The 14,844-nt window shown below is 68.1% G+C and carries 12 protein-coding genes and 1 tRNA gene; 10 read left to right on the top strand and 3 right to left on the bottom strand.

Features of this window, described 5'->3' with window-relative positions:
- The first annotated feature begins 578 nt into the window (after positions 1-578).
- From EV655_RS13380 to EV655_RS13360, 6 genes are all read left to right on the top strand, one after another.
- On the top strand, positions 579-1,673 hold the full coding sequence (locus EV655_RS13380; RefSeq protein ID WP_132545670.1) for an AAA family ATPase: 1,095 nt from the start codon (positions 579-581) through the stop codon (positions 1,671-1,673).
- A gap of 512 nt (positions 1,674-2,185) precedes the next feature.
- On the top strand, positions 2,186-2,869 hold the full coding sequence (locus EV655_RS13375; RefSeq protein ID WP_132545668.1) for a hypothetical protein: 684 nt from the start codon (positions 2,186-2,188) through the stop codon (positions 2,867-2,869).
- Positions 2,866-4,035 carry a hypothetical protein gene (locus EV655_RS18710; protein ID WP_165905353.1) on the top strand — a complete coding sequence of 390 codons (1,170 nt, stop codon included), beginning with the start codon at positions 2,866-2,868 and terminating at the stop codon, positions 4,033-4,035. The genes EV655_RS13375 and EV655_RS18710 overlap by 4 nt, the downstream gene beginning before the upstream one ends.
- Positions 4,032-4,628 carry a hypothetical protein gene (locus EV655_RS18705; RefSeq protein WP_165905352.1) on the top strand — a complete coding sequence of 199 codons (597 nt, stop codon included), beginning with the start codon at positions 4,032-4,034 and terminating at the stop codon, positions 4,626-4,628. The genes EV655_RS18710 and EV655_RS18705 overlap by 4 nt, the downstream gene beginning before the upstream one ends.
- Positions 4,625-6,634, top strand: a complete 2,010-nt coding sequence (locus EV655_RS13365) for a TniQ family protein (protein ID WP_165905351.1) — start codon at positions 4,625-4,627, stop codon at positions 6,632-6,634. The genes EV655_RS18705 and EV655_RS13365 overlap by 4 nt, the downstream gene beginning before the upstream one ends.
- Positions 6,635-6,817: 183 nt before the next feature.
- Positions 6,818-7,783, top strand: a complete 966-nt coding sequence (locus tag EV655_RS13360) for a calcium/sodium antiporter (protein WP_132545662.1) — start codon at positions 6,818-6,820, stop codon at positions 7,781-7,783.
- 34 nt (positions 7,784-7,817) lie between these two features.
- On the opposite strand, the gene EV655_RS13355 is transcribed toward EV655_RS13360, so the two are convergent.
- The gene (locus EV655_RS13355; protein ID WP_165905350.1) at positions 7,818-8,297 is read right to left on the bottom strand and encodes a YbjN domain-containing protein; all 480 of its coding nucleotides are present in this window, start codon (positions 8,295-8,297) and stop codon (positions 7,818-7,820) included.
- A 162-nt stretch (positions 8,298-8,459) separates the two neighbouring features.
- Between EV655_RS13355 and zwf the strand changes: the two genes are divergently transcribed.
- From zwf to EV655_RS13335, 4 genes are all read left to right on the top strand, one after another.
- Entirely contained in the window at positions 8,460-9,914 is a 1,455-nt protein-coding gene (gene zwf, locus EV655_RS13350; RefSeq protein WP_132545658.1) for a glucose-6-phosphate dehydrogenase, read from the top strand.
- Positions 9,911-10,573 carry a 6-phosphogluconolactonase gene (gene pgl, locus EV655_RS13345; protein ID WP_132545656.1) on the top strand — a complete coding sequence of 221 codons (663 nt, stop codon included), beginning with the start codon at positions 9,911-9,913 and terminating at the stop codon, positions 10,571-10,573. Before zwf ends, pgl begins: the two co-directional genes overlap by 4 nt.
- Before the next feature lie 8 nt (positions 10,574-10,581).
- Positions 10,582-12,189, top strand: a complete 1,608-nt coding sequence (gene pgi / locus EV655_RS13340; RefSeq protein ID WP_132545654.1) for a glucose-6-phosphate isomerase — start codon at positions 10,582-10,584, stop codon at positions 12,187-12,189.
- Between the two features lie 71 nt (positions 12,190-12,260).
- Positions 12,261-12,455, top strand: coding sequence for a hypothetical protein (locus EV655_RS13335; RefSeq protein ID WP_132545652.1), 195 nt, complete (start codon positions 12,261-12,263; stop codon positions 12,453-12,455).
- Between the two features lie 105 nt (positions 12,456-12,560).
- Here the strand turns inward: EV655_RS13335 and EV655_RS13330 are convergent.
- Positions 12,561-12,634: transfer RNA gene (locus EV655_RS13330), tRNA-Gly, on the bottom strand.
- Positions 12,635-12,795: 161 nt separating this feature from the next.
- Entirely contained in the window at positions 12,796-14,835 is a 2,040-nt protein-coding gene (locus tag EV655_RS13325) for an ASKHA domain-containing protein (protein WP_132545650.1), read from the bottom strand.
- Between the last annotated feature and the right edge of the window lie 9 nt (positions 14,836-14,844).

Raw genomic sequence — 14,844 nt, 5'->3', positions numbered from 1 at the left:
CGGTAACGGGCGGGCTTGGGCTTGCTCATGCCACCCGTCTAACCGCATGGATTCGTGATGTGAATCCTTCACGGCGAGAGTTCTGCAACAATGCCATCTCATAGGGCCGACAGCAATGGGCTGTGAGCGCCTCTTTCTACGGCGCGCCCGGATGGCCGCTTTGGAGGATTGCGCCTCGAGGGTCGACCGACGGTCCGGGGCCGGCGAACATTGGTTTCCATGCGCGCTGCCAATGGTCACGCCCCACCGTGTTGGTGAACGTCCATTAGCCGACGAGAGCAGCGCTGGTATGGTTGCGGACCACGGGTCGGCGCCATGTACCGCAGTTTCGGGAATACTGGGCCACTTCTCCGATTTTCGGATTTACGAGGAAAATCAGTGCCTTGACTCGAATCGTCCGTTCGGATTGCAGTCAATTCCGAAGGGATCACCGCCGCCCGCCGACCTGCAGGAAAGCGCCATGACCGTCCTGAACACCCCGCACGCCCCGACCGCCTGACCGTCACATCACCATTTTCGCGCATCTCCCGGACGGCCCCGCAGCCGCCCGACGGCCCCCTCATGCCCAACGGAACCCCATGCCCCGCATCCCGATCACCGAGCCGATCTTCCCCGATCCCGCCCTGAGCGAGTCCGCCATCCAGGAGCGGCTGTCGCTCCATGCCCGGCGCCTGGAGGTGCGGAAGAGGGGGCTCGTAGTTCCCGACCATCTCGCCGCGGAGGGCAAGCTTGATGAGTGGCAGCAGCGTATCGCCCTGTCGCGCGCTGTGCGGGAGCGCATTGCCCGGCGGGCGGCACGTATCGCGGCGCGCGTTGATCGTCAGTCGCCTCTCTCCCGCCTGAAACGGGAAGAGCGCGATCGCTTTGAAGGGCTGCGTAACGGCGTGGATCTGGTCGCCCTCCCGTCCGAACACCGCGCCGACGAGATCGCGGCAGAGTTGCATGCCGAGTTCCCGTGGATGGGACCGGCGACCGAAGCGATCTGGCACGGACTGCGGCGGTCCGTGCAATCCGGCGACGCGGGCCTGCGATTGCCACCGATGCTGCTGGACGGGCCGCCCGGGATCGGCAAGAGCCGCTGGGCGAGGCGGCTTGCCGGATTGATCGGCGTGCCCGACCTGATCTTCGAGGCGACGACCGAAAACGCGAGCTTCGGTCTCGTCGGCTGCCAGCGCGGCTGGGCCAATGCCGTTCCCGGACGGTTGGTGAACCTGATCCTCACCCGGGTGGTCGCCACCCCGGTGGTCGTCGTCGATGAGGTTGAAAAGGCCGGTGAGGCGCGGTCCCACCAGGGGCGAACATTCGCGCTGACGGATGCGCTGCTCCCGCTCCTCGAACCGCTGTCCGCACGGCGCTGGAGTTGCCCCTATTTCGAGGTGGCCTTCGACATGGGTTGGGTCATCTGGGTGCTGTCCTGCAACGAGCGGCGGTGTCTGCCGGAACCGTTGCTCAGCCGGTGCCCCGCGATCCGGCTGGAGTCGCCGTCGCGGGACCACCTGGAGACCTTCGCCCGCCGCGAGGGCGCGCGGCGGGACCTGTCCGAAGCTGCCATCGACGCGGTCTGCACCGCGATCCACTGGGCGGCGGTGCAGGGGCACCGGCCCGATCTGCGCGGGGTCATCCGGATGCTGGACCGTGCTGAAATGATGGAACGGCGGCCCGTTCTGCAATGAAGGGACGCGTCACCCCCAGTGCGGCGAGCACCCGCGGTAGCCGTGTCGGACGAAGAATCGGCTCTCGGCCAACGGTGGTTCCTGCGAAATTTCTCGTTGAAAACGCGCCGAAACATTTTCGAGTTCCGGCGCGAAGGAGCGCATGACTTTGCGCAACGCGTTGAAGTTTCGTTCGTTTTCTGCAGATCGAAGCCCATCACGACCCCCCGAATTTTCCGCTGCGGATTTTCGTGCCCCCCGATGAATGTGCCCGGACAGAACCCCGCGCCCGAGGGCGCCGATCGAGGAGACCGCCAGAACCGCGCCTTGAGCCTCAGACCGAGCCGGCGCCAGACCCGAATTCCCCCAACGCCCCCGAGAGACCGCTGACGATCCCGAAGGGCATCCCCAACCCACAGCATCCAACCTCACCCCCCCGGAATCAGCGTTTCCGGGACCGGAGATCCCATGTCCGAACATCACGACCACCCTCACCATGCCTCTCACGCCGCAGATCAGGGCCGGAGGATACCATGAGCTCGACCTATGTCTGGGACGACCCGCGCCCGTCGCGGGCGTCGAAGCCGATCCCCAAGTCCAGCCACGGCCATTTCGTGGTGCAGATGGTGATCCACGACAGCGACGAGGATCCGGGTCAGATCTCTCTGTGCGGCAGCCTCGGCGAATATCGCACGCGGCTGATCGCGCTGGCCGAACCCGACACCGTCGACGTGATCGAGCAGGTGGGTCCCGTTCCCTGGACCGACGACAAGGGCAAGATCCACGGCCATTACATCGACCAGGTCGTGGTCAAGACCGGCGACCGCCGCCTCGGGTTGACCGACAAGCCCTACCGCAGGGTCACGCCGGCCTTTCAGGCGGAAATTGCCCAGGTGGATGCGGCCGGGCGCAACATGGGCGCGATCGACGGGCTCTATCTCGTCACCGAGTATGCCCGCGATCCGGTCGCGCTCTATAATGCCGACCTCTTCCGCGGCTGCCGGGACGCCGACCCCGAGGTGGACACGCTCGCGGCCGAGGTCGTGGCGGGGCTCGACGGCGAGGCGACGCTGCAGAGGCTGGTCGGAGAGATCAATCGCGGCCCGCGCGGCTTCCGGGCTCTCGTGCGCCTGATCCGGTCGGGTCGGCTGCGGATGGTGTCCGCGGAAAAGATCGCGCACACGACCCTCGTCACGCGCGGGGAGGGGGCGCCGTGACGGCGATCGGAACCGGCCCGGTCTTCCGGTTCGAGCCTGGCACCACCGGCCGGCTCGGCAGGCGCCGGATCACCTTCCTGCGGGCGGCCTCGACCGGCTATCTGGTCGAGGTCCTGCCGCATCCCGAGGCGGAAAACATCCCCGAGGTGATGCGCGGCACCCGGCCGGATATCGAGTTCACCGGCCGGCGGATGATCCCGCATGCCGAACTGACCGCGGCGCTGGTCGACGGCACGCTCGACATCGACGAGGGCGATCATGTCTTCATCGACCACAGCCAGACCTTCAAGCCTGAGTTCGTGGCCTCGCTCACCGACCGGCCGGCGAACAACCTGATCCTGCGCTACGCCACCGTCATCCTGATGCGGGAGCTCGCGAAGGAACGGAACCTTGGCCGGCCGTCGCGGCGCCAGGTGCGGGCGCTCGAGCCCGAGATCCTCCGCTTGCTGCCGGGCCGCATCGACCAGTTGACCGGCAAGGTCGACCGGCTGCGGCGCCACCCGTTCCGGCGCCGGGAGAAACCGCTGCATGTGGCGACCGCACAGATCATCCTCGACTGGGACGAGAGACTGACGGCGCGCGGGTTCACCGGCCTTGTCGACATGCTGCACGTGTCCGGCAATGACACCTGCAAGCTTGCGCCCGAGGTCGCGGAGATCCTCAAGGATGAGATCGACCGGCTGTGCAGCCTGGAAACCGCTCCCAACACGGCGATCCACGAGGCGGTCGAGCGCCGTGTGGTGCGCCTGCGGGAGGAGCGCGAGGCGGAGCTTCGGCGCCGGGAAGCCGCCGGCGAAGGGATCGAGGAGACGGAGCGCAAGGCGGTGGCGGCCCTCAAGCCGCCTTCGCTGAAAACCGTCGGCATCCGCGTGAAACGCTTCGGCCCGCTGGAACAGGCGTTCCGCGGCAAGGGGCCGGACTGGCTTCTGGGCAACCAGCTCGTCACCGGCCTGGGGCTTCAGGTCGAGCGGGCCGGGCAGATCGTCGTGATCGACGAATACGACGCCGACCTGATGTCGGTCGTTCCCTTCGACTTCCTCGTCCACTGGCTTGGCCCGGAGCGGGTGGCGGCGCTCGGGATCACGGGCGACAAGCCGTTCCGGGTCGTCTTCTCGGTCATGATCGAGGCCTTCACCGGCTGCGCCTGGCCGGCATTCGCATCGTGATCCTCGACGAGGTCCACAACCTGCTCGGCTATGACAACCGGGCGGTGAACCTCTTCCTCAAGACCTTCCTGCAGGACGGGGGCGGGTTCTGCCTCATCGTTATCGGCACCGAAGTCTTGCGCAAGTTCATCTACGAGCGCGAAGAGAACCAGGAGCTTGCGGGGCGGCTTCTCGACCTGTCGCTGAAGCGGTTTCCCCACGACACCTCGCTGGCGCTGATCAACAGCGCGCTGGACGGGCTCAGCACCGAAGCCGGGCTGCGCCTTGCGCCCAGCATCCGCCGTGACCCCTACTTTGCGGAGCGGATCCTCGAAGGGTGCCGGGGCAGCTACGGCCGATCGATGCGGCTGATCTCGACCTCGATCGTTCTTGCCCTCGAGGAGGGCGCCTCCGCGCTCGACATCGAGGACTTCCGGAGGGTCTTCGACCTCGATCTGCTGTACTTCAACCCCGAGAACCCGTTCCTGCTGAGCGACTGGGCCACGCGGGCCACGGCCGCCGTCGGCGATGCCGGCGGGCTGAGCGACAGCGACTTCGGCGCCGCGAGCAAGACGCGGCGGCGCCGGAAGGCCGGGAAGGGGGTGCCGGCGTGACCCTCGGTCCCCTGCTTCCGGCGCTGCCCTTCCACGACGACGAGGTGACGCAAGGCTACTTCGCCCGGATCGGCCGCTTCCACTCGGGCGTCGATGTCGGCCGGTTCTGTCGCTACACCTCCGTGCCACCCGCCGACTTCCGCGATGGCACCGAGACGTTCCTGGTCCAGGCGGCCGCCCTCGCGGGTCTCGACCCGGAACGTCTCGGGCACAACCTGCTGCGCCGATTGCCCGGCGATGACTATCTCCTCCGCGGCGAAACCCTGGCCGTGCAGCTCCTGCGCCGGACGACGGTGCGGTTCTGCCCCGAATGCCTGGCGGCGGATCAGGCCCGCGATCCGGATCTGGCTCAGGGGGCGGGCCGCCTGCGCTGGTCCTGGCTCCTGCGCCCGGTGATCATTTGCCCCGTCCATCGGACGGTCCTGGTCGAATGTCCTGAACCGGAGGCGGTCAAGGCCTTCGATCTGACCTTGCTTCGGGCCAAAAACGCGGCCCTCCTTCGGACCCTGCCGCCCGCGGCGCACCACCTGCCGGGGGAGTTGCAATCCTATGTCGTGGCGCGGATGGAAGGCCGGCGCGACGCCGCGCCCTGGCTCGATGCACAACCCCTCGCGCAGGCGGTCAAGGCCTGCGAGATGCTGGGCAGCCTCGTCGTCGACGGCCCGACGGCGGAGATCTTCAACTACAGCGATCTCGATTGGGCACGGGCCGGCGATGTCGGCTTCGGCATCTGCGCCCGCGGAGCCGACGCCATCGCCGAGGCGCTGGCCACGATCCGGCAGACCTCCGGTCGACGCAGCGGGCGGGCCGGGCCGCAGGCGGTCTTCGGCAAGCTCTTTCGTTGGCTCGAATACACGGAAAGGGCAGAAGACGCCAAACCGATCCGCGATCTGCTGCGCGAGGCCATTGTCACGTCCTTCGCCATCGGACCGGGCGAGACGGTGCTGGGCGAAGTCGTCGACCGCCGCCGGGTCCACAGCGTCAATTCGCTGAGGGCGGCCACCGGGCTCAATCCGAAGCGGCTTTACCGCCTGATGCAGAAGGCCGGCATGATCCCGGCGAACTGCGACGCCGAGGCGCTGAACCAGTGGGTGTTCCCCGCCGAAGAGGGCGAACGCCTGATCGGTCGGATCATGAATTCCGTTCCGCAGAACCAGATTTGCAACGTGCTTGGCTGCAGCAACACCCAGGCCGAGCAGATGGCGGCGGCCGGGATCGTCACCTCGGTGGTCCCGGTGGCCGAAGGCAGCGTCGGCCTGTCGGTTGGCGCCTACAATCTCGACGAGCTTGCGGAGTTCCAGGCGAGCCTTTGCGCGCAGGTGCCGGTGGTGCAGGAGGTTCCCGAGGGGTTTCTGGACCTCGCCCGTGCCGCCCGGGGCCGATCCTCGACCATCGAGATCCTGCGCTGGCAGCTGGAGGGTCAGCTGCGGCACACCCGGCGGATCGGCTCGTCCCACCGGATCGACAGCTTGCGGTTCAGTCTCGACGAAATCCGCACCCTGCTGCGGGCGCGGTCCCGGACGGACCTGCACCGGCTGTCCGACGTCGCAATCCGGCTCGGCGTCGGTTCCAAAGTGGTGAAGCGGCTGGTGTCGGCTGAGGATGGCCCGCCGCTGCTGACCTTGGTGCCGCCGCAGGAGTGTCAGGGTCTTCTGGGCAGGGGCTATGTCTCCTCGGCCGAGCTCGACCGGTTCAAGGCGGACTACCTGACGCTTGCTCGGGTGGCCGAGGCGATCGGGATGCACGCGTCCTCGGCCAGGGTCTTCCTCGATGGTCGCCTTGCCCCCGTCCGTGACCCCGCCGCGCTCGGCGTCCGGCTCTACCGTCGCGCGGATGTCGAGGCGTTCCTCGCGCGAAAGGGTGTACGCTTTGGGGTGCCGACCAACCTGAGCGAAAGCATTTTCAAAGTGCGCAAACGGCGGCAAATCATGCCGAACCCACCAAAATGGGCGCATCCGGTGAAAACGATGGTTCCCGGCCCGAAAGGGCCAGACCCGAGGGCTTAGGATTTCAACATGTTGCGGACCGAAAATGTGAAAACGATGGTTCCCGCTTCAGCAACGCCCGCGCCGCGGACAGGCCGACGGCCGGGGCAAGCCGACATGTCGCTGCCGGCCGGATGGTATTCTCAGGGCGTCTCTCATATATGCGATCGAGCCGTCGTGGCTGGACCTTAATCCGGACGAAAAATGCTCCATGATCTCATGCTTGTGGCCGCTGGCCTCGTTCTTCTGTTCGTCGGCGGCGAGGGGCTGGTGCGTGGCTCGGTTGCGATGGCCGAGCGGTTGGGCATCTCCAAGCTTCTGATCGGCCTCGTGATCGTGGGCTTCGGCACCTCGACGCCCGAACTGCTGGTGTCGGTCAATGCCGCGCTCGATGGCGCACCGGAGATCGCGCTGGGCAATGTCGTGGGCTCGAACATCGCCAACATCCTGCTGATCACCGGGCTTGCGATCGTCATCATGCCGATCGCGGGTTGGCCGCGGACCGCGGTGCGCGAGGCGGTCGTGGCGACGCTTGTCGCGCTGGTGCTGCTGGTCCTGGTCCAGGGCGCGGTGATCGGCCGGGCCGAGGGGGGGGGCATGCTGGTCGTTCTCGCGGGCTATCTGGTCACGAGCTACATGCTGGAGCGGCGCGACCGCGCGGCGCGGATGTTCCAGCGCGAGGCCGAGGAATTCGAGGACATCCCGATCGTGCGGGCCTGGCTTGCGCCGGTCCTGGCGATCGCGGGCATCGCGGCGCTGGTGTTCGGCGCCGACATGCTGGTCGAGGGATCGGTGTCGATCGCGCGGGCCTATGGCGTGCCCGACGCGGTGATCGGCCTGTCGCTGGTGGCGGTCGGAACGTCCCTGCCGGAACTGGCCACCGCCATCGTCGCCGCGATCCGGCGCCATACAGATGTGGTTCTTGGCAATGTGATCGGTTCGAACATCTTCAACATCCTTGCCATCCTGGGTGTGACGGTGGTGCTCCAGCCGATCGAGGTCAGCGCGCGGTTCCGCCAGGTCGACACGCCGGTGATGATGGCGGCGACACTCGCCCTTCTGGCGCTTCTGTTCGCGACGCGGCGGATCGGGCGGCTGTGGGGGGGGCTGATGCTGGCGGCCTATGCCGCCTATATGGTGGTGCTGTTCTCGAACGGGATGGCCGGTTGAGCCCGCCGCGGCGGGCTTGCCGGATATGCCCGTGCTACCAGTCGATGTAGTCCAGGAACTGGCCCAGCGCGACTTCCCACCAGTCGAGGATATCGGCGAAGGTGTCGTGGTTCAGGCCGCCATCGGTGGTGAAGAAATAGGACAGCCGGGGATCGCCCTCGTCGTCGACCGTCATCTCGCCGAACAGGTTGTCGAAGTTCCACTTGTTGGCGTCCGAGGCCGTCATCGGCGTGGGCTGGTCGAAACCCGCGGACAGTTGCAGCCCGGTGCAGCCCAGATGGGCGTCGTCGCAGCCGTAGAAATAGAGGTGGAACGTGACGCCGCCTGTGGCGCTTTCGATCTTGGGATCGCCCTCGCCGTCGGTGGTCAACGTGGCGCGGTACCCCAGCGACTGAAGGGCCGCGACCAGACCCTCGGGATCGGCGGCGGAAAGCGATTGCGCCGCGACGGAGGACGCGATCAGCGCGGCCGGAAGTGCTGCGCCTGCGGCAAGGATCCGTCCGAAAAACCGCATGGCGATGCACTCCCGCTGAATTTGCGGCGAGCGTATCAGCGCCGCCCCCCCTGTCAAGCCGGGGCAAGGGGGCTGCGACCGCCCGTTGCGCCTTGGGCAGGGCATGGTAGACAGGGCAGGGGCCGCGCGGGCGTCCCCGTCACCGATCCGGCGAGGTGTCCCATGGTCTCACGCGTCATCCCGGTCGATCCCTTCGACCTCGTGATTTTCGGTGCAACCGGGGATCTCTCCACGCGCAAGATCCTGCCCGGGCTCTACCGGCGCGACCTTGCGGGCCAGTTGCCCGAGGCGGCGCGGATCGTCGGGGCGGCACGGTCGGCGTTCGACGACGAGGCCTGGCGCGCCGAGGTGGCGCAAGCGATCGCGGACCATGTGCCCGCCGAGCGGATCGAGCCCGAGGCGCGCGACCGATTCCTCGCGCGGCTGTCCTATGTCCGGCTGGATGCGACCGGCGCCGATGGCTGGGACATTCTGGCGGCCCGGATGCGGCCGGACGTCGTGCAGGCCTATTACTTCTCGGTCGGCCCCGGCCTGTTCGGCGCGCTGGCCGAGCGGCTGCACCGCCACGGCATGAACCGCGAGGGCTGCCGGATCGTGGTCGAGAAACCCTTCGGCCATGACCTCGCCTCGGCGCGCGCGCTGAACGCCACGCTGGCCGCCCATTTTGACGAGCACCAGATCTACCGGATCGACCACTACCTGGGCAAGGAAACGGTGCAGAACCTGATGGCGGTCCGCTTCGGCAACATGCTGTTCGAACCGCTGTGGAACGCGCAATACGTGGACCACATCCAGATCACCGTGGCCGAAACCGTGGGCGTCGCGGGGCGCGGCGGCTATTACGACAAGTCGGGCGCGATGCGCGACATGGTGCAGAACCACATGATGCAGCTTCTGTGCCTGATCGCGATGGAGCCGCCCTATGCCTTTGAACCCGACGCGGTCCGGGACGAAAAGGTCAAGGTGATCCGCGCGCTGGACCCCGTGGAACCCGCCGACATCGTGCGCGGGCAGTATTCGGCGGGCAACGGCCATGTCAGCTATCTCGACGATGCCGAGAAATCCGAAAGCCTCACCGAAAGCTTCATCGCGCTCAAGGCGCATGTCTCGAACTGGCGCTGGAAGGGCACGCCGTTCTACCTGCGTACCGGCAAGCGGCTGCGGGCGCGGACCTCGGAAATCGCGATCACCTTCAAGGATCCGCCCCATTCCATCTTTGGCGAGCAGGAGGGGCAGAAATCGAACGTGCTGGTGATCCGGCTGCAGCCGAACGAGGGGATCAAGCTGAAGGTGACGATCAAGGAACCCGGGCCCGGCGGCATGCGGCTGATCGAGGTGCCGCTCGACATGTCCTTTGCCGAGGCGCTGGGGCCCGGTGCGGCGGATATCGCGGATGCCTATGAACGGCTCATCATGGACGTGATCCGCGGCAACCAGACCCTGTTCATGCGCGGCGATGAGGTCGAGGCCGCCTGGGCCTGGACCGATCCGATCGTCGCCGCCGCAGAGGCCCGGGGCGACCGGCCGCGGCGCTATGATCCGGGCAGTTCCGGGCCCGAGGATGCGCTGATGCTGATGCACCGCGACGGGCGGCGCTGGCGGGAGATCCGGGCATGAAGCTGATCACCTATCCCGATGTCGAGATGATGATCATCGACCTGGCCAATGTTCTGGCGGGCGAGTTGAACAACGTGCTCTTCCATGCCGACCGGGTGACGCTGGCGCTGCCCGGCGGCACCACGCCCGGCCCGCTTTACGACGATCTCTGCGCCACGCCGCTGCCCTGGGACCGGGTGCGTGTGCTGCCGACCGACGAACGGCTGGTGGCGCCCGACCATCCGCGATCGAACGAGGGAATGATCCGGTCACGGCTTCTGACCGGCGCGGCGGCCGCGGCGCAAGTCGTCGGGCTGTGTCCCGGGGCGGACGGGATAGAGGGCGTTTCCAACCGGATCGGTGCCGCGCTGCCGATCGACATCCTGGTGCTGGGGATGGGGGCGGACATGCATATCGCCTCGCTTTTCCCCGGCGCGCCGGAACTCGAGGCGGCGCTTGGCCCCGACGCGCCGCCGGTGATGCAGGTCACTGCGCCGGGCCAGCCCGAGCCGCGCATCACGCTGACCGCGCCCGTCCTGAGGGGTGCGATGTCGACACACATCCTGATCACCGGCGCCGACAAGCGCGCGGCGCTGGACCGCGCGGTCGAACTGGACGACCCGCGCCTCGCGCCGGTCTGTGCGGTACTGAAGACGGCCACGGTCCATTGGGCGGAGTAGGGCAGCATATGGAAGAGATCTGGCAAAAGCTCGACATCCGGGCGCGCCTGGCCGTGGACCGACCGATCGCGGCGCTGTTCGACGACCCCGGCCGCGCCCGAGTGTTTTCGGCCCGGGCCTGCGACATGCTGTTCGATTTCTCCAAGACGAATATCGACGCCGAGACCCTGGACCTGCTGGTGGCGCTTGCCGGGGCCGCGGCGGTGGCCACGCGCCGCGAGGCGATGTTCGCGGGCGCCAGGATCAACGAGACCGAGGGCCGTGCCGTCCTGCATACCGCGCTGAGAAACCCCCGTGGCGCGGTCGAGGTCGACGGGATCGACGTCATGCCGGGCGTCCGCGAGACGCTGGCCCGGATGCGGGCCTTTGCCGAAACGGTGCGCGGTGGGCAATTCGCAGGGCAGGGCGGGGCGATCACCGACGTGGTGAACATCGGCATCGGCGGCTCGGATCTGGGCCCCGCGATGGCCTGCCTGGCGCTGGCCCCCTTCCACGACGGGCCACGCTGCCATTTCGTCTCGAACGTGGACGGGGCGCATGTCGCCGACACGCTGAAGGGGCTGAGTCCCGAAACGACGCTGGTGATCGTCGCCTCCAAGACCTTTACCACCATCGAGACGATGACCAATGCCGAGACCGCGCGCACCTGGATGGCGGCGCGGGTGGCGGACCCGGCGGCGCAGTTCGTCGCGCTTTCGTCGGCGCTTGACCGCACGGCGGCGTTCGGCATCCCGCCCGGGCGCGTGTTCGGTTTCGAGGACTGGGTTGGCGGGCGGTATTCGGTCTGGGGGCCGATCGGGCTGTCGCTGATGCTTGCCATCGGACCGGATCGGTTCGACGATTTCCTTGCCGGCGGTGCTGCGATGGACGCGCATTTCCGCACCGCACCGCTCGGGCAGAACCTGCCCGTGCTGCTGGCGCTGGTGGGTCTGTGGCACGCGCAGGTGCTGGGCCATGCCACGCGAGCGGTGTTGCCCTATGACCAGCGGCTGGCCCGGCTGCCCGCCTATCTGCAACAGCTCGAGATGGAATCGAACGGCAAGGGCGTGACGATGGCGGGCGAGGCGCCGCTGCGTCCCACCGGCCCCGTGGTCTGGGGCGAGCCCGGCACCAACGGCCAGCACGCCTTCTTCCAGCTCATCCACCAGGGGCCGCGCGTTGTGCCGTGCGAATTCCTGGTGGCGGCAAAGGGGCACGAGCCCGAGTTGGTACATCACCACCGGCTGCTGCTGGCCAATGCCTTTGCGCAATCCAAGGCGCTGATGCGCGGGCGCAGCCTGGACGAGGCACGCGCGCTTGCCGCCCGTGCGGGCTTTGCGGGGGCAGAACTGGACCGGCAGGCCCGCCACCGCGTGTTTCCCGGCAACCGGCCCTCGACCACGCTGATCTACCCGCAGCTCACCCCCCGGATGCTGGGCCAGATCGTGGCGCTGTACGAGCATCGCGTGTTCGTCGAGGGGGTGATCCTCGGGATCAACTCCTTTGACCAGTGGGGGGTCGAGCTTGGCAAGGAACTGGCCACGTCGCTGGCGCCGATCCTGTCCGGCGCGGCACCGCCCGACGGGCTGGACGGGTCCACCCGCGCCCTGGTCGCCTTCGTCGCCGAGCAGGGCTGAGCCTCGGCGCCGGGAAGGCTTCGTTAAGGATTCACGTCTAGGCTCCCAGTTGATCCGGGAGAATGGAAGACATGGCAACCTGTCGAGAATGTGGAAAGGTGCTGGGGCTGTTCGGCTCGAACGCCAACGCCCTGTGCGAGAACTGTGCGCTGATCCTTGAGGCGGAACAGATGTTCCACGAGATCAAGGCGCTCGAGGACCAGGGGCTGAGCCGCGAAGAGATCACCGCCGCCGTGTGGAAACGCGACAAGCGCGCCGAGGGGTAGCGGCGCGAGGCCCGTCCACGGCACCGCGATCCTGCACCGGAAAACCCCGGTCCCGACCTTGCCGGAGTGCGGGGCCAAACGCCGTCATCCATGGATCATCGGAAGTGGAGCGGGTGAAGGGAATCGAACCCTCGTCGTAAGCTTGGGAAGCTTCTGCTCTGCCATTGAGCTACACCCGCGCGCGTGTCGACTGAGGTAGCCAAAGAGCCGTCCGCCGTCAAGACCGCAGCCAGGGGCCATCTTGCGGTTCGACTCGCCATCGTAGGGGGGCGTATTGCGCGTCCCGGTTCGGGCTTAAATCGCCGTCGTCGTCAGGCCGGGGCGGGGCAAGCCGTCCCCGTCAGCTCCGCCGCCGGCGCCGCCGCGTGCCATCGGCAGCCCCCGCCCCGAAATCGACCACGGGCAGCGGTGCGACCCTGGCGAGTTCCGCGAACGGATCGACCGCATGGGGCAGGGCGTTCGCCGCCACGAAATGCTCCTGGAACCGGGGCTCGATCGCGGTCTCGACCTTCTCGATCCGGCGCACGTTCATCTCGATCAGCCGCCGTGCCGCCCGCGAACAGAGCGCGATTCGCGCCCCCGTCCCGGCCGCGTTCCCCGCCGAGCGCACGTGGTCCAGCGGTACGTCGGGGATCATCCCCAGCACCATCGCGTGCAGGGGGCTGACATGCGCGCCGAACGCGCCGGCCAGCACCACCCGGTCGACCCGGTCCACCCCGATCCGGTCCATCAACAGCCGCGCGCCCGCGTAAAGCGCCGATTTTGCCAGCTGGATCGCGCGGATATCGCCCTGCGTGACCGCGATCAGCGGCCCGCCCGAGGCGCGCGCATCATGCAGCACGTAGGAATGGGTCCGCCCCTCGGGGACCACGCGCGCGCTGCCCGTCGCCGCGGCCGACCCGACCAGCCCCGAGGCATCGATCAGCCCCGCCATCCGCATCTCGGCCACCGCCTCGATGATGCCCGAGCCGCAGATGCCGGTGACCCCGCCCGCGCCCACCGCCTCGGCAAAGCCCGGCTCGTCGGACCACAGATCGCAGCCGATCACCCGGAAGCGGGGCTCCTTCGTCGCTGGGTCGATCCGCACCCGCTCGATCGCGCCGGGCGCGGCGCGCTGGCCCGCGCTGATCTGCGCCCCCTCGAAGGCGGGCCCGGTGGGCGAGGAACAGGCCAGCACGCGGGCGCGGTTGCCCAGGATGATCTCTGCATTGGTGCCGACATCGACGATCAGCACCAGGTCGTCGGATTGCTCGGGCGCCTCGGATAGTGCCACCGCGGCGGCATCCGCGCCGACATGGCCCGCGATCATCGGCAGCACATAGGCCCGGGCGGCAGGGTTGATCGAGACAAGTCCCAGATCGGCCGCCGCGATCTCGACCGCGTCCGAGGTCGCCAGCGCAAAGGGCGCCTGGCCCAGTTCCACCGGGTCGATCCCGAGCGCGAGGTGGTGCATCACCGGGTTACAGACCAGAACCGCCTCGACGATGGCGCGCGGCTCCACCCCGGCCTCGGCGGCGAGGCCGTGTGCCAGATCGTTCAGCGCGGCGCGCACCGCGGCGGTCATGTCGGCCGCTCCGCCCGGGTTCATCATCGCATAGGAGACCCGGCTCATCAGGTCCTCGCCAAAGCGGATCTGCGGGTTCATCACCCCCGCCGAGGCGCGCACCTCGCCGGTGGTCAGGTCCGTCAGGTGCGCGGCGATGGTGGTCGAACCAAGGTCGATCGCCAGCCCGAAAAGCGGCCCCTCGAAGAAGCCGGGCCAGACATCGACAAGGCACGGCGCGGCATCGCTGTGGCCCTGGTGCAGCGCCACCGTCACCTGCCAGCCGCCCTTGCGCAGCGCCTGTTGCAACCCGGCCAGCACCGCCAGCGGCGCGGTTGCGGGCGCCACGTCCCATTGCGCGCCAAGCGCGGCGTTCAGCCGTTCCAGATCGCCCGAAGGAGCGTGCATGTCGGGTTCGGCCACCTCGACCATGACCAGCCGCGTCGCGGGATCCATTTCCACCGCGCGCGCCTCGGCGGCCTTGCGCACCACCTGCCGGTGAAGCTGGCTTTCGGGCGGCACGTCGATCACCACGTCGGCGAGGATCTGTGCCTGACACCCCAGCCGCCGGCCCGGTTTCAGTCCGCGCTTTTCGTCATAGCGCCGCTCGACCGCGTTCATCGGTGACAGCGCGCCTTCGGCCACCGTGACCCCGTGTTTGGGAAAGCTGCCATAGGCGGGCGTGCACTGGCATTTCGAGCAGATGCCCCGCCCGCCGCACACGCTGTCGAGATCGACGCCGAGGCGGCGCGCCGCGTCCAGCACCGGCGTTCCCACCGGAACAAGGCCGCGCTTGCCCGACGGCGTGAAAATGACCAGTGCCTCGCCTTGCGCCATGCCCCCTCC

Source organism: Rhodovulum euryhalinum, from assembly GCF_004342445.1.
Lineage (GTDB): Bacteria > Pseudomonadota > Alphaproteobacteria > Rhodobacterales > Rhodobacteraceae > Rhodovulum > Rhodovulum euryhalinum.
This window is presented reverse-complemented; position numbering and strand designations above follow the sequence as displayed.

What these genes read in the sequence shown, in the direction of transcription:
- EV655_RS13380 (WP_132545670.1), top strand. Translation starts at nt 579, where the DNA reads ATGCCCCGCATCCCGATCACCGAGCCGATCTTCCCCGATCCCGCCCTG.
- EV655_RS13375 (WP_132545668.1), top strand. Translation starts at nt 2,186, where the DNA reads ATGAGCTCGACCTATGTCTGGGACGACCCGCGCCCGTCGCGGGCGTCG.
- EV655_RS13360 (WP_132545662.1), top strand. Translation starts at nt 6,818, where the DNA reads ATGCTCCATGATCTCATGCTTGTGGCCGCTGGCCTCGTTCTTCTGTTC.
- EV655_RS13355 (WP_165905350.1), bottom strand. Translation starts at nt 8,297, where the DNA reads ATGCGGTTTTTCGGACGGATCCTTGCCGCAGGCGCAGCACTTCCGGCC.
- zwf (WP_132545658.1), top strand. Translation starts at nt 8,460, where the DNA reads ATGGTCTCACGCGTCATCCCGGTCGATCCCTTCGACCTCGTGATTTTC.
- pgl (WP_132545656.1), top strand. Translation starts at nt 9,911, where the DNA reads ATGAAGCTGATCACCTATCCCGATGTCGAGATGATGATCATCGACCTG.
- pgi (WP_132545654.1), top strand. Translation starts at nt 10,582, where the DNA reads ATGGAAGAGATCTGGCAAAAGCTCGACATCCGGGCGCGCCTGGCCGTG.
- EV655_RS13335 (WP_132545652.1), top strand. Translation starts at nt 12,261, where the DNA reads ATGGCAACCTGTCGAGAATGTGGAAAGGTGCTGGGGCTGTTCGGCTCG.
- EV655_RS13325 (WP_132545650.1), bottom strand. Translation starts at nt 14,835, where the DNA reads ATGGCGCAAGGCGAGGCACTGGTCATTTTCACGCCGTCGGGCAAGCGC.